Source organism: Mesorhizobium sp. YC-39, from assembly GCF_025753795.1.
Classification (GTDB): domain Bacteria; phylum Pseudomonadota; class Alphaproteobacteria; order Rhizobiales; family Rhizobiaceae; genus Mesorhizobium.
In genome coordinates, this window is record NZ_JAOWPS010000004.1 from 508,776 (window position 1) to 527,384 (window position 18,609).

Genomic DNA, 18,609 nt, shown 5'->3' on the forward strand with positions numbered 1-18,609 from the left:
CAATGGGTGCGATGCGGCAAGCTCGGTGGACTGCATTCTCTCCCTCATTTGCGATGTTGTGACGCGTTTTGATTATTTATGATGTTGACAGGCTTCATATCCTGCCGTCAATATCCATCATAAGGGCCGTGGAGGAACAGGGCCCTGAGGGAGGACTTCCAATGTCAAATTTGATCCGCATGTCGCGGCGCCGGTTGCTGGCGTCCGGTGGAAAGGCGGCCGTGTTCGTGGCCGCGGCAGGTATTGCGCCGCAATTCATCCGTCCAGGCCGCGCCTATGCAGCCGATGCGCTGGCGCCCGGCATGATCGGCGGCCCGACGGGCTTCGACGGCTCGGAGCGCTATCAGTATGGCCCAGACACGCCGGAAGGCCGTGCTATCGAGGCGGTCAAGGCGATGAAGGGCGCCGGCAAGGCGCCGGCCAAAATCGTGCTCGGCCTGTCCGACGGCTCGATCGGCCAGCTGACGCAGCCCTTCCCGGCCGGCGCGCCGTCGATCAAGGATCTGTGGGAAAAGGAAAGCGGCATTCCGCTCGAAATCGTCGGCGTGCCGAACGGGCAGGAATTCACCAAGACGATGCAGGACATCTCCACCAAGGGTGGGGCCTATGACATCTATGCGGTCGAGTGGAACCGCCTCGGCGATCTTGCCGAAACCGGCGGCATTCTGAAACTTGACGACTTCGTCGCCCAGCACAAGCCGGAATGGGACGATCCCGAGCGCGGCTATGTCAACGGCGCCAAGGGTGTGTCGCTGCTCAACCAGTATCGCGGCTCGACCTATGGCGTGTCGCTGGACGGCGATTTCCAGACCTGGGTCTACCGAACCGACCTGTTTGGCGACGCCGCAGAACAGAAGGCCTTCAAGGACAAATACGGATACGACCTTGCGCCGCCAAAGACCTGGAAACAGCATGGCGACATCGCGGCATTCTTCCAGCGGCCGGACAAGGGCCTGTTCGGCTCGACCGATCTGCGCAACCAGGGCTGGGGCTACACCAACTGGTATCAGCGCTATGTCTCAATGGCTTCGCCCAACCAGTTCCTGTTCGACGATACCGGCAAGCCGGTGATCAATTCTGAGCAGGGCATCGCGGCGACGACGGAATATGTCGATTCACTCTCGCATCATTCGCCGGATGCGATCTCCTGGGGCTGGCCGGAGCAGTATGGCAATTTCGCCAAGGGCGGTGCGGCCATGACCTGCGCCTTCTCCAACCTGCCGAAATTCCTCGACAATGCCGGCAACAAGGACTCCCAGGTCACCGGCAAGATCGGCTCGATGCTGCCGCCCGGCCGCGAGATTGACGGCAAGCTGATCAGCCGTTCGGTGCTGTGGCTCAATTTGTCGGCTTCGGTGTCCTCGCAGGCCAAGCATCCGGAGGCCTGCTATCTCTTCCTGCAGTGGCTGGGATCGAGCCGCATCTATGCCTGGATGACCGCCAATCCGGGCGGCTATTTCGATCCGTTCCGGCTGTCGGATTTCTCCGATCCGCTGGTCCGCCAGACCTACCACGCCTACCACATGGATGTGGTGCGCGAGACGGTCGCCCGCACCGTGCCGACCATCAATTATCCCGGCGCCACCGCCTTCCACAATGCGCTGGACGAGAACCTCGTTGCAGCGCTGACCAAGGCCAAGACGGCCGAGCAGGCGATGGCCGACACCGAAGCCGAGTGGAAGAAGATCGCCCGGCGCACCGGCGAGGAGAAGCTCCTCGAAGCCATCAAGACCAACAAGGAGGCATGGCCCACCGTTCTCGATCCGATCAGCTGATCCTCCTCCCAGGATCTCATGGAGGGGAGGAGTGATTGCTCTTCCCCTCCGCAATGATGACTCCAGCAAAGCTGCAAGATGAAGCGTTCCGTCCCGTTCGAGATATTCCGCTATGCCGCGATATCAGCGGCCATGGCGGTGACGCTGGTGCCGATCCTGTGGATGGTGTCGATGGCGTTCAAGCCGATCGCCGAATGGTCGGCGACCGGCGCCGAGCTGACCTGGTGGCCGAAGAACCCGACGCTCAGCAATTTCCAGTTCGTCTTCGGTGAATCGACCAACAGTCTCATCGTCGCGCTCGACCGCACGGCGCTGAAGCCGATCCTGTCGTCGCTGCTGTCGGCCACATTCGGCACGGGAATCGCCATGTCGGCCGGCACGGCAGCCGCCTACGGGTTGTCGCGCTTCGGCTCTGGCCAGAACCTGCCGCTGGCGCTGATCCAGTTGCGCCTGTTTCCGCCGATGGCGGTCATGACGCCGGTGATGATCATGTGGGCCTTCCTCAATTTCACCGACAGCTGGTGGGGCCTGTCGCTGATCTACGGCATCGTTACGCTGCCCTTCGCCTTCTGGCTGATGAAGACCTTCTTCGACGACATGCCACGCGAGATCGAGGAGGCGGCACTGGTCGAGGGTTGCTCGCGGTGGCGCGTCTTTACCCGCATCACGCTGCCAATGATGCGCGCGCCGCTGGCAAGTGCGGCGCTCTTCGTCTTCATCCTCAACTGGTCGGACTATCTGATCGCGCTGCTTTTGACGACGCGCGAATGGGTGACGATACCGGTCTACATGGCGTCGCTGTCGTCCTCGATGACCGGGCAGCTCTATGGCGCCAAGGCAGCGCTTGGCCTCATTGCCGCAGTGCCGCCGGTCATCATGGGCATCGCCATCCAGCGCCATCTGGTGCGCGGGCTGACCTTCGGGGCGCTCAAGCAATGAGCGCGGTGACCGCGACGATTTCGGAGGACGCGATGAAGACCGTCCAGGCAAAGCCGGCCTTGCGGGACGAAGGCGCAAAGCTTGGCTTCCGGCTGACACTGCCGGCGCAGATCCTGGTGCTGTTCATTGCCGTCTTCCCGCTGCTCATGCAGCTCTACATCAGCCTGACCGACTGGTCGCCGCTGTCGGGCACCGGCTGGTGGAACGCATGGTCGATGTGGAACAATTTCGCCAACTACACCGACCTTGCCGTCGACGCGCGTTTCTGGAGCGCGCTGAAGCGCACGGCCATCGTCATGATCGTTTGCGTGCCGATCGAGTTCCTGCTCGGGCTGGCGCTGGCGACGCTGTTTGCCGACGAGTTTCCGGGCAAGCGCATCTTCTACTCGATCCTCTTGATGCCGATGATGGTGGTGCCGGCGGTGGCCGGCTACATGTTCTTCATGCTGTTCCAGTCGGGCGGCCCGGTGAACGATCTCCTGTCGGCGATATCGGGCATGCCGGTCACCATCGCATGGCTGTCCGACCCGACGCTGGCGCTGATCGCGGTGATGGTCGCCGACATCTGGCAGTGGACGCCGCTGATGTTCCTCATCCTGCTTGCTGGCCTGGTCGGGGTGCCCGAGGACCAGATCAAGGCAGCGACACTGCTCGGCGCCAATCCTTGGCAGCGCTTCATCACCATCGTGCTGCCGAAGATGAAGACGATCATCATCATCGCGCTGGCGATCCGGGTGATCGAGAACTTCAAGATTTTCGATACGCTCTATATCATGACCGGCGGCGGTCCCGGCGTCGCCACCGAGACGATCTCGGTCTACATCTACAAGCTCACCACCCAGGACCTGATCTGGGGCTATGTCGCGGCGATCGCACTGGCCATATTGATCGTGCTGTCCATCGCCGCGGTCTTTGCGATGAAGCGCATGGCCCGGGCACGGGAGGTGCCGGCATGAGCGCCATCCACCTGCAGAACCTGGTCAAGAAATTCGGCGACTTCACCGCGCTGAAGACGATGGATCTCGCCATCGCCGACGGCGAGTTCATGGCGCTGCTGGGACCATCCGGCTGCGGCAAGTCGACGACGATGAACATGATTGCCGGCATGGAAGAGCCGACCAGCGGCAAGATCCTGTTCGGCGAAAAAGACATGGCCGGGGTGCCGATGGGGCGGCGCGGCGTCGGCTTCGTCTTCCAGAACTATGCGATCTTCACCCATATGACGGTGCGCCAGAACCTCGCCTACGGGCCGCGGATGCGAGGCGCGCCAAGAGCCGAGATCGACCGCCGCGTTGGCGCCATTGCCGAGATGCTGCAATTGACGCCGCTGCTCGAGCGCAAGGCCGACCGGCTGTCGGTCAACATATTGCAGAGGGTGGCGATCGGCCGCTCGGCGATCATGGAGCCGGCGATCTTCCTGCTCGACGAGCCGCTGTCGAATGTCGATGCCGCCTTCCGGGCGGTCATGCGCACCGAGCTGAAGCAGTTGCAGCGCCAGTTCAAGCAGACCATGGTCTATGTCACCCACGACCAGCTCGAAGCCATGACCATGGCCGACCGCATCGCGGTGATGGACCATGGTGTTTTGCAGCAGGTCGGCACTCCGCTCGAGGTCTACAACAATCCGGCCAATGTCTTCGTCGCCCGCTTCATCGGGTCACCGGGCATGAACCTGCTGAAGGGCAAGCCGGCCGAAAGCGACCGTGGCCTGGTCGTCGACCTCGGACCACTGGGTGTCACGCCACCCTTGCCGGATGCGCTCGCCCCGGCGGTGAGGGCCACGCGCGGAGATGTGTTTTACGGCTTCCGGCCGGAACAGGTGGCTCTCTCCGACCGCGGCCTGACGATGCCGGTGAGCTTCGTCGAGCGGATCGGCGCGCGCACCATTGTTCATCTCGGTGACGGTGAGAGCGCGGTCAAAGCTGTGTTCGAGAACGATGTCGGACTGGCGATCGGCCAGACCGCGATCGTCGCTCCGGCCGCCCCCTCGGTGCGCGTCTTCGACGCCGCCACCGGCCAAGCGATCAAGGCGGACTGAGCCATGGCCGATATCGTCTTCCGCAATGTGACGAAACGCTATGGCGGCACGCTCGCCGTCGACGACGCCTCGTTTACCGTCAACGACAATGAGTTCTTCTGCTTCTTCGGGCCGCCGCTGTCGGGCAAGTCGACGCTGCTGCGCCTGATACTCGGGCTGGAGGCTCCTGATACGGGCGAGATCCTGATCGGCGGCAAGCCTGTGAACGCCGTGTCGCCGGCCGAGCGCAACGTCGCCATGGTGTTCCAGAACCTGGCGCTGTTCCCGCATATGAGCGCGCTGGAGAATGTGCGCTTTCCCTTGGCCGAACGCAGGGTCGCCGAGGCTGAGATCGAAAAGCGCGTCGCCGATGTCGCGGCAAAGCTGCATATCGGCCATATCCTGCACAAGCCGCCGGCGCAGCTTTCGGGCGGCGAGCGGCAGCGCGTGGCGATCGCCCGTGCGCTGGTGCGTGATCCCGCCGCCTATCTGATGGACGATCCGATTTCGGCGCTTGATGCGCGGCTTCGCGAGGAGACGCGCGTCGAGCTCAAACGCATCCAGCGCGACCTCGGCAAGACGCTGATCTATGTCACGCACGACCAGGAAGAGGCGATGTCGGTCGCCGACCGTATCGCGATACTGGAGAACGGCAAGATCAGGCAAATCGGCGCGCCGGCCGAGATCTATGACCGGCCTGCCAGCACCTATGTGGCGCGCATGCTCGGCTCGCCAATGATGAACATATTGAAGTCGGTGCGCGGCGAGGGGGGCGTCGAGGCGGCGGACGGCACGATCCGCATCGCCGACAAGGCTGCTCCGGCCGATGCCGTCGAGATTGGGCTGAGGCCCGAGGATCTCAAGGTCCGGCCCTGGTCGGATGATGGACGCGCGGTTGAGGGTGCGGGCCGCCCGGCGCGGGTGTTCGAGGTCGAGCCGCTTGGCGGCTACACCGTGGTGACGCTCGCTGCCGGGCAGGCGCGCCTGAGGGCGCTGCTGCGCGGCCAGCCCGACATCAGGCCGGACGCCATGGTGGCGATATCCTGCGAGCCAGCCAGAGTGCATTATTTCGGTCAAGGCGGGGGAGCGCTGGCACGATGACAGCGGCCGCAAGAAACGAGCTTCGGGAGGAAGAGATGGCAGGCAAAGTCTTCGAGCCGGATGTGAAGGTCCGTACGAAGGAATACAGGATCGGCTGCGTCGGCGCCGGCATGATCATGGCCGAGTGTCATCTGGCTGCCTACAAGGAGGCCGGCTTTCCGGTGGTGGCGATCGCCTCGCGTACCAAAACCAGCGCAGAAAAGGTGGCGAAGCGCTGGGGCATTCCGACCGTCCACGACACGCCGGAACAGCTCATCGAGGACAAAAATGTCGAGATCATCGACCTGGCCTTCCCGCCGGACCAGCAGCCGGCCCTGATCCGCCATGCGCTGAAGCAGAAGCATATCAAGGCGATCCTGGCGCAGAAGCCGCTGGCGCTGTCGCTGAAGGACGCGATCGAGCTGCGCGACGAAGCGGCCAAGGCCGGCAAGATCCTCTCGGTCAACCAGAATATGCGCTACGACCAGTCGATGCGCGTGCTGAAGCAGATTATGGACAGCGGCGCGCTGGGCGATATCGTCTTCGCGCAGATCGACATGCATGCGATCCCGCACTGGCAGACCTTCCTGGAGGAATACGACCGGCTGACGCTCGCCAATATGAGTGTGCACCATCTCGACGTGCTGCGCTTCCTGTTCGGCGATCCCCTGGAGATCACCACGCTGACCCGTAAGGATCCGCGCACCAAGTTCGACCATTCCGACGGCATCACCGTGTCGACGCTGCGCTTCCCGTCCGGCGTGCTCGCCGTATCGCTGGAGGACGTCTGGTCCGGCCCGCGCCAGGACGGCTACAAGGACGACCAGCACATCAACTGGCGCGTCGACGGGACCAAGGGCGTCGCCAAGGGCACGATCGGCTGGCCGACAGGCTCCGCCTCGACGCTGACTTATGCCTCGACCGAGACCACGGACGGCAAGTGGGTGACGCCGAGTTGGGACACGATGTGGTTCCCGCATGCCTTCATCGGCGTCATGGAGCAGCTCCAGCACGCGGTGAAGACGGGTGAGCCGCCGGCGCTCTCCGTTGCCGATAACGTCAAGACCATGGCGCTGATCGAAGCGGGTTACCGCTCGATCGAAACAGGCCGCACGGTCAAGCTTTCCGAAATCTCGACCAACTGAATCACCAGCAACTCGAATCGCTTACAGGGAGGAATTCACACCATGATGCAGGCAGGTATCTTCACGGGCTATTTCCCGTACGGCCTCAAGGAAACCGCGGAAAAGATCCGCGGGCTCGATTTCAACACGGTGCAGCTCGACCTGCACTTCAAGGACGTCGACCTGTCGGCCGGGCAGATCACCAAGGACAAGGCGAAGAAGGTTCGCGATGTCTTCCGCGACCACAATCTGCCGGTGTGCTGCGTGTCGGGCTACACCAACATCATCCATCCGGACAAGGGCGAGCGCGAGAAGCGCGTCGGCTATCTCAAGGAGATCATCCGCAACGCCCGCCATTTCGGCTCGCCTTACGTGATCTCGGAAACCGGCACCTACAACACCGAGTCCGACTGGGTGCACCATCCCAAGAACAAGACCGAGGAAGGGTTTGAGGAATGCCGCAAGGTCATCGCCGACCTTGCCCAGACGGCCTATGACCACGGCGCGGTCTTCCTGCTCGAAACCTATGTCAACAATGTCGTTGGTTCGGTCGAGGAGACGGTGAAGATGTTCGCGCAGGTCGACCATCCTGGTCTCGGCCTGTTGATGGACCCGACCAATTATTTCGAGACCCACAACATCGACAGGATGGACCAGATCCTGAACCAGGTGTTCGACACGCTGACAGACAAGATCAGAATAGCTCACGCCAAGGACGTCAAGCGTTCGGGCGGCGACAAGTCGGAGAAGCACGCCGACATCGGCGACGAGGATGCGCTGGAGAGCCACACATTCCGTGGCGTCGGCGAGATCGAATTGCCGGCGCCCGGCCTCGGTTCGCTGAATTACGACCTTTATCTCCAGCGGCTCGCCGAGAAGCACCCGAACATCCCCGTCATCATCGAGCATCTCTCGGAAGACGACGTGCCGCGCGCCAAGAAATTCCTCGACGGCAAGTTCCGCGCCAACGGCCTCTGACGGAAGTTCCGCGTCGCCGCTCCGCGGCGACGCTTTCGGCCGGGAGGAAACAACAATGGAGGAAGCGAAATGTTGAAATTCGGATTGAAACTGGCGGCGGCCGCGACTTTGTTTGCAGGGATAGGGTTGGGCTCGCCGGCATTCGCACAGGACGGCCAGAAGACATTCTACCTGCTGTCGCATGGCGGCCCGTCGGATGCGTTCTGGCTCGACTGGAATGCCGGCGCCACCAAGGCCTGCGACCAGCTCAAGGTAACCTGCAAGATCTCCTTCAGCGGCGGCGACATGGCGGCGCAGAAGGAGGCCTTCAACTCGGCCCTTGCAGCCAAGCCCGACGGCATCGCCACCACCTCGGCGCAGCCCGGTCTGTGGACGGAGGAGGTCAAGGCGGCCAAGGCTGCCGGCATCCCGATCGTGTTCTTCAACACCGACGACCCGGCAACCGGACGGCAAGCCTATGTCGGCGCCGATCTCAAAGAGGCCGGCACCATCTGGGCCAAATATCTGGTCGACCACAAGATGGTGAAGCAGGGCGACAAGGTGTTCCTGCCGGTCGAAGTGCCGGGAGCCAGCTACCAGCAGCTCGAGACCGAAGGCATCGCCAGCGTGTTCGACCCGCTCGGCATCAAATACGACGTGGTCGATTGCGGCACCGATCCGGCCGGTATCATCGCCAAGATGACGGACTATATGGTGGCCAACAACCCGCCGGCGATCATCGCGCTTGGCGATTCCGTGGCGGCCAGTGTCAAGCGCGTCTTCGACGGCGCCGGCGTGCCGGCCGGCAAGATCCCTGTGGTCGGCTGGGGCAATTCCAAGGAAACCGCGGAGGCCGTCAAAGCCGGCTTCGTCAACGCGGCCGCTTGGCAGTTCCCGTCGGCGCAAGGCTTCATGCCGGTCGCGCTGCTCGGGCTTGCCGCCTCGGGTGAGCCGATCGGCTACGACATCCACACTTTTAGCCTCTACGACGCGACAAGCGTCGAACCGATCCTGAAACTCTACAACAAGTGATGGAAACTGACGCCCGCCGCGCAGGCGGCGGGCGTCGCTGTGAAGTATGGTTCAAGCAGTCATGACAATTGCCGCGGAAGAGGAAATGCCAGTGGGGAAACGCAGGTCGAGCCTGATCCGCTCGCCGCAATTTTCCTCGCTCGTCATCCTCATCGTGCTGCTGGCGGTGTTCGCCATCGCCGACGCCAATTTCCTGTCGCCGCTCAACATCTCCAACATGATGGCGTTCCTGCCGGAACTTGGCATCATCGCGCTCGGCATGACGCTGCTTCTCACGGCGGGCGAATTCGACCTTTCGGTCGGCGCCGTGTTCGGCCTGGCGCCGGTGGTGGTCATGCTGCTGGTACAGAACGGTGGAGTGGATATCGGCGTGGCGCTGCTCGCCGGGCTCCTGCTTTGCATCGCGATTGGAGCCATCAACGGGCTGATCGTCACCAAGATCGGCATTTCTTCCTTCCTGGTCACGCTGTCGATGCTGCTCGTGGTGCGGGGTGCCGCGCTCTACATCACGCAAGGCTTTCCGCTGAAATCCTGGGACCAGCCTGGCTTCTTCGTGACGCTTTTGGCCGGCAGTTTCAACATCGGCTCCTTCCGCTTCTACACCTCGCTGTGGTGGTTCGTCGGCCTGTCGCTGCTGGCGGTCTACGTCCTGCGCTACGCCAAGCTCGGCAACTGGATCAGCGCCATCGGCTCCAATCGCAACGCGGCGGTGGCGCGCGGCGTGCCGGCCGATGCGGTCAAGATCTGGCTGTTCATCCTGACTTCAGTGCTGGCGGGTCTGGCCGGCATGATCAGCGCCTTCCGCATCTCGGCTGCCTCGCCGGTGGCAGGCACCGGCTACGAGCTCGAAGTGATCGCCATGGTGGTGGTCGGCGGCACGGCGCTGACCGGCGGGCGCGGCACCATCCTGGGCACGATCGTCGGCGCGCTGATGCTGCGTGCCATCCGCAACGGCATCGTGCTGATCGGCGTGCCAGGGCTCGCCTACAACATCTTCGTCGGCGTCATCATCCTCGCCATGCTCATCCTGCACGCTCTGCTGCAGAAGAACGCAGCAAGGAGCTGACCGATGGTCCAGGAAGTGCTCAGGCTACAGAATTTGCAAAAGTCCTTCGGCAGCGTCCGTGCCCTGAAGAGCGCGTCCTTCACGCTCAATGAGGGCGAGGTCGTGGCCTTGCTCGGCGACAACGGTGCCGGCAAATCCACGCTGATCAAGGCGATCTCCGGCGTGTTTCCCATCGACCGCGGCGACATCTATGTGCGTGGCCAGAAGGTCTCCATCCGCTCGACGCGCGACGCGATGGATCTCGGCATCGAGACCATCCACCAGGACACCTCGCTGGCGCCGGATCTCAGCATCGCGCGCAATCTTTTCCTCGGCCGCGAACCGGTCAATCTGAAATGGCTGGGCGTGTTCGCGCCGCTCGACCTCGCCAAATTGCGCGATGCCGCTTCGGCGCTTCTGAAGCGCGTCGGCATTTCGAAAAAACTCGACGCGGATGCGCTGGTCAGCACGCTGTCGGGCGGCGAGCGCCAGTCGATCGCCATCTCGCGCGCCATGCAGTTCGCCGCCAAGGTGATCATCCTCGACGAACCGACCAACAATCTCGGCGTCGAGGAAACGCATGGCGTGCTGCGCTTCGTCAAGGAGGTGCGCGACGCCGGTCATTCGGTACTCCTGATCACCCACAACATCCACCATGTCTTCCAGGTCGCCGATCGCATCATCGTCATGCGCCGCGGAGAGATCGTTGCTGAGCAGACCGTCGCCGACACCGACCTCCTGACCGTGGAAAGCATCATCACCGGCGCCGACATGTCGGCCCTGCTGAAAGAGGCTCGGGCGAAATGAAGGCGGGAGCGAAGTGAAGGCCGTCACATGGTAGAGCTTTACGGCAAGACGCTGTCGCGACGGCAGGTTTCGGAGCGGTCAGGCATGCTGTCGCAATTCGCCGGCGTACGGCTGATGACGCTTGGCGACGGCGTGGAGCGCGGCATCCGCATGCTGGAATTCCGCACCGGCTCCGGCCTGCGCTTCACGGCACTCGTTGACCGGGCGCTTGATATTGCCGATTGCGATTTCAGGGGACAGGCGATCGGCTGGCATTCGCCGAGCGGCTTTCGCCATCCCGGCCTGCACGAGTATGAAGGCGAGGAGGGTCTGGCCTGGGCGCGGTCGTTCTCCGGTCTGCTGCTCACTTGTGGCCTCGACCACATACTGTTCATGAACGAGGTGCCGGCCGACACCTACAATTACCTGCCGAAGCAGACGGTGCGCCATTCGCTGCATGGCCGCATCAGCACTATTCCGGCACGGCTGACCGGCTATGGCGAAGCCTGGGATGGCGACCGCTGTGTGCTGTGGGCCGAGGCCATCGTCCAGCAATCAACGGTGTTCGGAGAGGATCTGCATCTCTTGCGGCGGATCGAGGCCGATGTCGGCGGCAATGAGATCCGGCTGTCGGACCGTGTCGTCAATCACGGCTTCAACCGCACTCCACATATGTATTTCTACCACATCAATGTCAGCCATCCCGTGCTCGACGAAGGCTCGCGCTATCTGGCGCCGATAAGGGATGTGGTGTGGGCCGGGCATGCCGGCGAGCGCTATGAGGCGCAGAAGGTCGGCTATCGCACGATGCCGGCGCCGCAATTGGGTTTCCAAGAGCAGGTCTGGCAGCATGAACTCGGCGCCGACGCCAGAGGCGAAGTGCCAGTGGCGGTGGTCAACGACCGTCTTGGCCTCGGCCTTGAAGTCGTCACCCGCAAGGACCAGTTGCCTTGTGCCTATGAGTGGCAGAATTTCCAGGCTGGGCAATATGCGCTGGGCATCGAGCCGTCGACGCATCATGTGCTTGGCAATCTGGCCGCGCGCGAACGCGGCGAAATGATCTGGCTGGAGCATGGTGAGAGCCGCTCCTACGATGCGGTGTTCCGCGTTCTCGACGGCGCCGACGAGATTGCCGCAGCGGAACGCCGGATCGCCGGCATCGCCAGGCAGCCGCAGCAGGACTATCCGCAGCCGTCAGGCAATTTTCCGGTTCTGGAAGGCAGGTCGTGATGGTGACGCGGACGATGCAAAACACCAGTTGCGAGGTTGGCCGGAGCAGGGAGGGCTCGCGGCCATCAGGATTTGGAGGTCACAATGGCTGACACAATGAAGCGCGACTACAGCCTGGTCGGCGAAAGCACGCGCAGGGCAATCGAAACCGGGCTGGCCTCGGCCGAATGGTACCACACCGACGTCTCGCGCAAGGCGATGAAGGAGTTGATGCAGCGCTCCGACGGTCCGGCGATCCGCGACACGGTCATCTGGATCGTCGCCATCCTGGGCTCGGCTGCCGGTGGCATTTATTTCTGGGGCACCTGGTGGTGCGTGCCGTTCTTCTTCGTCTATGGCGTGCTCTACGGCTCCTCCAGCGACTCGCGCTGGCATGAATGCGGCCATGGCACCGCGTTCCGCACGCGCTGGATGAACGACGTGGTCTACCAGATTGCCAGCTTCATGCTGATGCGTAATCCGGTAACCTGGCGCTGGAGCCATGCCCGCCATCACACCGACACGATCATCGTCGGGCGCGACGCCGAAATCGCCGTGATGCGCCCGCCGGACCTGCTGCGCGCCGCTCTCGCCTTCACCGGAATTCTGGATTTCCGTTATTCGCTTCCGGCGTTGGTACGCCAGGCGTTCGGCACGCTCACGCCCGACGAAAAAAGCTACGTTCCCGAGATGGAACAGCACAAGGCCGTCATCGCCGCGCGCTGGCATGTCGCCATCTACATCGCGACGATAGCACTCGCCCTATACATGTGGTCGTTTTTGCCGCTGGTGCTGATCGGCCTGCCGCGCCTCTACGGCACCTGGCACATGGTGATGACCGGGCTGCTGCAGCATATCGGTCTCGCCGACAACGTCGTCGACCACCGGCTCAACACCCGCACCGTATACATGAATCCGATCAGCCGGTTCATCTACTGGAACATGAACTACCATGTTGAGCATCACATGTTCCCGATGGTGCCCTATCACGCGCTGCCCAGGCTGCACGAGCTGATCAAGCACGATTTGCCCGTGCCGAACCCGTCGATCTGGCATGCCTATCGCGAGGTCTGGCCGGTCCTGCTCAAGCAGCTCAGGTATGAAGACTATTTCCTCAAGCGTGAGCTGCCGCCGACGGCGCGGCCCTATCGCGGCGAGTTCCACGAGGTGAACATGTCGGCGGCTGCGGAATAATGTATGTCGCCCAAAAGTGCGCAGCAGCTTGCCGGTTGCGTGGAGCAGGGATTTCAGGAGATAGAGATGGCCGATTGGGTGGAGGCATGCACCGTGGACGATGTCGAGGAAGAGGACGTCATCCGCTTCGATCACGGCGGCCGCACCTTCGCGATCTATCGTTCGCCGGATGATGAGTTCTTCGCCACGGACGGGTTTTGCACCCATGAGAAGGCGCATCTGGCCGACGGGCTTGTCATGGGCGACATTATCGAATGCCCGAAGCACAACGGCCGCTTCAACTACAAGACCGGCCAGGCCAAGGGGGCTCCCGTCTGCGTCAATCTCGTGACCTACCCGGTCAAGGTCGAGGCCGGTAAGGTGCTGATCCGCACCACTTCACAGCAATCACAAGGGGACAAAATCGATGAGCCGGAAAAGACCCACGATCGCTGATCTGCGCGCCATGAAGGGCAAGCGGCAACTGACGATGCTGCGTGTGCTGACGATGGACGAGGCCGAGGCGGCCGAGCGGGCCGGTGTCGATATCGTCTCGGTGCCGCCGGAACTGGTGCTCAACCCACAATATCGTGATGCCGCACCCAGCCTGTTCACCATGCCGGGCGACAATTTCTACGAGATCGGCACCGCCGATGACTTCGTGCGCTGGGCGTTCCGGCTCTACAAGGCCAGCGCCGACGCCGTCTATTGCAGCGCCGGCTATGCCACCATCAAGCGGATGGCGGACGATGCCATTCCGGTGATCGGCCATGTCGGCCTGATCCCCTCGCGCGCCACCTGGACCGGCGGCTTCAAGGCGGTTGGCAAGACCGCCGACACCGCCATTCAGGTCTTCGAGGCGGTCAAGCAGCTGGAGGCCGCAGGTGCTGTCGGCGCCGAAATCGAGGTGGTGCCGGTTGAAGTGGCCAAGGCGATCTCGGAACGCACCTCGCTGATCATGCTGTCGATGGGGGCCGGCACCGGCTGCGACGCGCAATATCTGTTCGCCGACGACATACTTGGCCAGAACCGCGGCCACATGCCCCGCCATTCCAAGGTCTATCGCAATTTCGCCGCCGAATATGACCGCCTGCAGGCGGAACGTGTCGCCGCGTTCTCGGAGTATGTCGCCGACGTCAACAGCGGGGCGTACCCGGAAGACAGGCACATCGTGTACATGGATCCCAACGAACTCAGCCTGTTCATGAAGAAGGTCGACAGCGCGGGCTGAGCGCGCCGCTGCGCTGGTTTGCCCCGTCGGCTGCTGCTACGCCCGCCAGGCGCCGCTGGCGAGCGAGTCGTAAAGCGGCTCGGCATCCACTCCCAGCGGCCTGTCCTCCTTAAGGCTCGATACGTGTGCGCGCACCGCCGCATGGATCGCGCCTGTCGCCGGCGCCAGCGTCAGGCCTTCACGCAGGTCGACGGCCTGTGCGGCGGCCATCAGTTCGAAGGCGATCAGCCGCCGCCAAAGCACGATCATCCCGGCGCATTTCGAGACAGCCAGCGGTGTTTGCGTCGCATGGTCCTCGACGCCTTCCGAGACCGGCAGGAAGTCGAGCATAACCGGATTGGCCTTGTGGCGGATGTTGGCCAGGATCGCCACCACCGTCTTTTGCAGCGGCACGAAGCCGGCTGAGGCGCCGCCGACCGGCGATAGATATTTGGGCAGGCCGTTGCGGCCCGAGCCGGTGAGCTGGATGAAGCGGGCGGCGCAGGCGGCCGCACATTGAGCGATGGCGAGGCCGAGCGTCTCGAAGGCGAGCGCCAGCGATGCGGTGTGGAAATTGCCGGTCGACAGCACCGTGCCGTCGTCGCCGAGCACCAGCGGATTGTCGGCGGCGGCATTGAGCTCGATCTCGACCGCCTGCCGCGCCTGGTCGATCGCCTGGATCAGCGCGCCGTGGATGGACGGCATGCAGCGGATCGATAGCGGATCCTGCAAGGTGGTTGGCGTCGACGCCTCGTCGCGGGCAAGCAGGTCGCGCAGTTCCCTGGCGGCCTGTTCCTGGCCAGCGGCTGGTCTCGCCGTTTGCAGGCGAGGATCTAGGATGGTGCGGTTGGCGCCGATGGCCTCCATGGTCAGCGCACCGGCCTGCTGTTGTTGTGCGAAGGCGGAGAGCGTATCGACAAGCGCCAGCGCCCCGCTGCCCGTTGAGACCGCCGAGGCGTTGATCAGCGACAGCCCGTCCTTGGGCGCGAGGCTTACGTGCTCCAGGCGCGCCATCACTAGCGCCTTGGCGGCCGGCATGCGCCGGCCCTGGTATTCGGCTTCGCCTTCGCCGATCAACATGCGGGCGATCGCGGTCATCAACACCAGGTCGCCGGCACCGATCGAGCCAAGTGATGGCATCACGGGATGAACGCCGGCATTGAGCGCATGGACCAGTGCGACAAACACGGCAGGCGATAGGCCGGAGCCGCCGGCCGACAGCATCGCTGCGCGAGCCAACATCGTTGCCCGCACGGTCTCCACCGGCAGCGCCTCGCCGACCGCGCCGCTGCGTCCCTCCAGGAGCTGGCGCTGAAAGGCGCTGGCGTCGCCCTCCACCGAGGTGCCGAGATTGGCGCCTAGCCCGGTGTTGAGACCATAGATCTGCTGGCCGGACGCAGCGGCCTGGTCGAGTACTTTTCGCGCTCTATCGAGCCGCTCCATGACATCGGGTGCTACCTCCACCTTCCGCGCTTCGCGGGCGACCGACGCGACATCCTCGATGCTGACGCCGGCGCCAGTCAGAACGAGCGCGCTCATGCGAAGCGCAGCCTCTGGCCGATGCCTTGCGCCTGCGCCTTGGCCAGCATTGCCTTGCCGAGCGCAATGTCGGACAGCGACAGGCCGCGATGCCAGAACAGGATCGTCTCGTCGTCGCTTTCGCGCCCGCTCTTGAGGCCGGCAGCGATCTGGCCAAGTTCGGCATGCAGCGTCTGTTCGCTCAGCCGCCCGGTCTCGACATGAGCGCGCAGCGAGCCGAATTTGCCACCCTTGCACTGGCCCCAGTCGTCGACGACCATCTTTTGCATGATGTCGGTCAAGGACAGCTCCACCGCGCTCATCGTGCCATAGGGCACCACCAGCGCGCCGGGCTTGATCCATTCGGTCTTGAGCAGCGGCTGCGGCTCCGGCAGCCGCGAGGCCTCGACGACGATGTCAGCGCCTTCGACGCAGCTTTTCCAGTCGGCTACCGCCGTGACCTTCTTGCCGAGATCGGCGGCAAGCTTCGCGGCAAAACCGTCGCGGCTTTCCGGCCGGCGCGAATGGACGCGGATCTCGTCGAAATCGAAGAGATGGTCGAGCAGGCGCACATTCCAGTAGGCGGTGCCACGCGCGCCGACATGGCCAAGCACCTTCGATGTCTTTTTCGCCAAGTGCTTGGCGCCGATGGCGGTGACGGCGCCGGTGCGCATGTCGGTGATGACCGTGGCGTCGAGTATGGCGCGCGGCGTGCCGGTGCGCGGATCGAACAGATTGAGGATACCGAACTCCGACGGCAGGCCGTGCAGGTAATTGTCGACATAGTCGCCGACGATCTTGACGCCGGCGGCGTCGAGCGGCGCGACGTAGCCGCGCAGCACATTGAAATGGCCGTGGAAAGACGGGTCCGGCTCGAGATGGACACGCGGCTCGATCACCGTCTGGCCGTTGCCCTGCGCCACCAGGCCGGCCTCGACCGCATCGATGATCTCGGCATCGGTCATTGCAAGGGCTTCGATGTCGAGGGCGTTGAGATAGTCGATGTAGATTGGCTTCATGCGTGCGCGGTTTCCAAGGAGGCCCCAGCCATCCCATAACAGGCCGTGACGCGACACGAAAGTTTGTTGGTCCATCTCTGGACGAAGCCGCCTAAATGCTGTCAAACCGCTGCGACATCGATTTGCCGGACAATTTGTTGGTTCCCAGTGGCGCGGGAAAGATTTCGTATAGTTCCGTTCATGACCGCCATTCCCGATAACGATGCCTTGCCTGAAAGCACGACACAAGCGCGCCGCGTGGCGCTGATCGTCGCCGTCGCCTTCTTCATGCAGCTCCTGGATTCGACGATCATCTCGACATCGCTGCCGCAGATGGGCCAGTCCTTCGGCGTGCCGGCAGTGGCGATGAGCATCGGCATCACCGTCTACATGCTGACCATGGCGGTGTTCGTGCCGCTGTCCGGCTGGCTCGCCGACCGTTTTGGCGCGCGCAATATCTTCCTCATCGCCATCGCCCTGTTCACGCTGGCCTCATTTGCCTGCGGCGTCTCGCAGGATCTGACCCAGTTCGTCGCCGCGCGTGCCGTGCAGGGCCTTGGCAGCGCACTGATGACGCCGGTCGGCCGTATCCTGGTGCTGCGCAATGCGCCGAAATCTGAACTCCTCAACGCCACCGCGCTGATCACCTGGCCGGCGCTGTTCGCGCCGGTGGTCGGGCCGGTGCTTGGCGGTTTCATCACCACCTATCTCTCCTGGCACTGGAATTTCTTCATCAACATTCCGCTTGGGCTGGCTGGGCTGGTGCTGGTCGCCCGCTTCATCCCCGGCGATCGAGATACCGAAAGCAAGCCGCTGGACTGGCCGGGCTTCTTTTTGACCTCGGTCGGGCTTGCTTGCCTGCTATACGGCCTCGAGCGCATCGCGCATCCGGAGGACGGCGCCTTACCGACCGTGGCGCTGCTTGCCGCAGGCATGCTCGTTGGCTGGCTGGCGGTGCGGCATCTTGCGCGCGCAAAACATCCGCTGCTCGATCTAACCGCGTTCAAGGTGCAGACTTTCGCCATATCGACGCTGACAGCCGGCACGATTTTCCGGGTCGCCATCAACGCCACGCCGTTCCTCTTGCCACTGCTGTTCCAGGTCGGCTTCGGGCTGAGCCCGGTCGATGCCGGCATGATGATCCTGGCCTATTTCCTCGGCAATCTCGGCATGAAGGCGGTGACGACGCCGGCGCTTAGACGCTTCGGCTTCCGTTCGGTGCTGATCATCAATGGCGTGATCGCATCGCTGTCGATCATGGCTTGCGCCGCGATCTCGCCGCAGACGCCGCAAGCGCTGGTGGTAGCGCTGATGCTGATCGCCGGGCTGACGCGTTCGATGCAGTTCACCGCGCTCAACACATTGGCCTTCGCCGACGTGACCGCAGCGCAGCGCAGCTCAGCGTCGACATTGTCCAGCATGCTGCAGCAGGTGGCGATGCTGTTCGGCGTCGCGGTGGCGGCGGCGCTGCTCAACCTGTCGCAGATCGCAAGGGGCGGGCCGGCGCTCGACCTCGTCGATTTCCGTCTCGCCTTCCTCGCGATCGGCGCGATCGGGCTGGTGGCCGCCTTGCGTTTCCTGGCATTGCCGGCAACTGCGGGTGCCGAGGTTTCGGGTCATCTTTTGCGGAACTGAAATCGAAATTCTCCGCCAATCGCGGATATAAATTTCGCATGCTCCTTTCGTCGTGGGGCGGGCGTTTCACGCACGGTCCGATCCTCATAGTCAATTGCCGAAAGTGTTGGA

The 18,609-nt window shown here is 63.3% G+C and carries 17 protein-coding genes; 15 read left to right on the forward strand and 2 right to left on the reverse strand.

Translation table 11 applies throughout. The annotated features are described in order from the left end of the window. The first annotated feature begins 161 nt into the window (after positions 1-161). From OHD62_RS23985 to OHD62_RS24050, 14 genes are all read left to right on the forward strand, one after another. Positions 162-1,775 carry an extracellular solute-binding protein gene (locus tag OHD62_RS23985; RefSeq protein ID WP_263787805.1) on the forward strand — a complete coding sequence of 538 codons (1,614 nt, stop codon included), beginning with the start codon at positions 162-164 and terminating at the stop codon, positions 1,773-1,775. Positions 1,776-1,853: 78 nt separating this feature from the next. Further along, on the forward strand, positions 1,854-2,714 hold the full coding sequence (locus tag OHD62_RS23990; RefSeq protein WP_263787807.1) for a carbohydrate ABC transporter permease: 861 nt from the start codon (positions 1,854-1,856) through the stop codon (positions 2,712-2,714). Next, complete coding sequence (locus tag OHD62_RS23995; protein WP_263787808.1) at positions 2,711-3,670, forward strand: carbohydrate ABC transporter permease; 960 nt, start codon at positions 2,711-2,713, stop codon at positions 3,668-3,670. The genes OHD62_RS23990 and OHD62_RS23995 overlap by 4 nt, the downstream gene beginning before the upstream one ends. Next, positions 3,667-4,752: an ABC transporter ATP-binding protein gene (locus tag OHD62_RS24000; RefSeq protein WP_263787810.1), complete on the forward strand. Its 1,086-nt coding sequence runs from the start codon at positions 3,667-3,669 to the stop codon at positions 4,750-4,752. The genes OHD62_RS23995 and OHD62_RS24000 overlap by 4 nt, the downstream gene beginning before the upstream one ends. A 3-nt stretch (positions 4,753-4,755) precedes the next feature. Further along, positions 4,756-5,832, forward strand: a complete 1,077-nt coding sequence (locus OHD62_RS24005; protein ID WP_263787811.1) for an ABC transporter ATP-binding protein — start codon at positions 4,756-4,758, stop codon at positions 5,830-5,832. 35 nt (positions 5,833-5,867) lie between these two features. Then, positions 5,868-6,956 (forward strand): Gfo/Idh/MocA family protein, encoded by a 1,089-nt coding sequence (locus tag OHD62_RS24010; protein WP_263787813.1) that lies wholly within the window; start codon positions 5,868-5,870, stop codon positions 6,954-6,956. A gap of 42 nt (positions 6,957-6,998) precedes the next feature. Further along, positions 6,999-7,913 carry a sugar phosphate isomerase/epimerase family protein gene (locus OHD62_RS24015; RefSeq protein WP_263787815.1) on the forward strand — a complete coding sequence of 305 codons (915 nt, stop codon included), beginning with the start codon at positions 6,999-7,001 and terminating at the stop codon, positions 7,911-7,913. Positions 7,914-7,982: 69 nt separating this feature from the next. Continuing rightward, positions 7,983-8,924: a substrate-binding domain-containing protein gene (locus tag OHD62_RS24020; RefSeq protein ID WP_263787817.1), complete on the forward strand. Its 942-nt coding sequence runs from the start codon at positions 7,983-7,985 to the stop codon at positions 8,922-8,924. 85 nt (positions 8,925-9,009) lie between these two features. Then, a complete protein-coding gene (locus OHD62_RS24025) occupies positions 9,010-9,990 on the forward strand; it encodes an ABC transporter permease (protein WP_263787819.1) in 981 nt (326 codons plus the stop codon). Positions 9,991-9,993: 3 nt separating this feature from the next. Further along, positions 9,994-10,776, forward strand: coding sequence for an ATP-binding cassette domain-containing protein (locus OHD62_RS24030; RefSeq protein WP_263787821.1), 783 nt, complete (start codon positions 9,994-9,996; stop codon positions 10,774-10,776). A gap of 27 nt (positions 10,777-10,803) precedes the next feature. Then, positions 10,804-11,985 carry an aldose 1-epimerase family protein gene (locus OHD62_RS24035; protein ID WP_263787823.1) on the forward strand — a complete coding sequence of 394 codons (1,182 nt, stop codon included), beginning with the start codon at positions 10,804-10,806 and terminating at the stop codon, positions 11,983-11,985. Positions 11,986-12,069: 84 nt separating this feature from the next. Then, on the forward strand, positions 12,070-13,158 hold the full coding sequence (locus tag OHD62_RS24040) for a fatty acid desaturase family protein (RefSeq protein ID WP_263787826.1): 1,089 nt from the start codon (positions 12,070-12,072) through the stop codon (positions 13,156-13,158). 66 nt (positions 13,159-13,224) lie between these two features. Then, positions 13,225-13,593, forward strand: a complete 369-nt coding sequence (locus OHD62_RS24045; protein ID WP_263787828.1) for a MocE family 2Fe-2S type ferredoxin — start codon at positions 13,225-13,227, stop codon at positions 13,591-13,593. Continuing rightward, the gene (locus tag OHD62_RS24050; protein ID WP_263787829.1) at positions 13,565-14,368 is read left to right on the forward strand and encodes a 3-methyl-2-oxobutanoate hydroxymethyltransferase; all 804 of its coding nucleotides are present in this window, start codon (positions 13,565-13,567) and stop codon (positions 14,366-14,368) included. The genes OHD62_RS24045 and OHD62_RS24050 overlap by 29 nt, the downstream gene beginning before the upstream one ends. A gap of 36 nt (positions 14,369-14,404) precedes the next feature. Here OHD62_RS24050 and OHD62_RS24055 read toward each other — a convergent pair whose 3' ends face one another. Together OHD62_RS24055 and OHD62_RS24060 are read right to left on the reverse strand one after the other, a co-directional pair. After that, complete coding sequence (locus OHD62_RS24055; protein WP_263787831.1) at positions 14,405-15,886, reverse strand: HAL/PAL/TAL family ammonia-lyase; 1,482 nt, start codon at positions 15,884-15,886, stop codon at positions 14,405-14,407. Continuing rightward, positions 15,883-16,884 (reverse strand): ornithine cyclodeaminase family protein, encoded by a 1,002-nt coding sequence (locus OHD62_RS24060; RefSeq protein ID WP_263787832.1) that lies wholly within the window; start codon positions 16,882-16,884, stop codon positions 15,883-15,885. The genes OHD62_RS24055 and OHD62_RS24060 overlap by 4 nt, the downstream gene beginning before the upstream one ends. A 180-nt stretch (positions 16,885-17,064) precedes the next feature. Here OHD62_RS24060 and OHD62_RS24065 point away from each other — a divergent pair, with 180 nt between their 5' ends. Then, on the forward strand, positions 17,065-18,498 hold the full coding sequence (locus OHD62_RS24065; RefSeq protein WP_263787834.1) for a DHA2 family efflux MFS transporter permease subunit: 1,434 nt from the start codon (positions 17,065-17,067) through the stop codon (positions 18,496-18,498). The last annotated feature ends 111 nt before the right edge of the window (positions 18,499-18,609 follow it).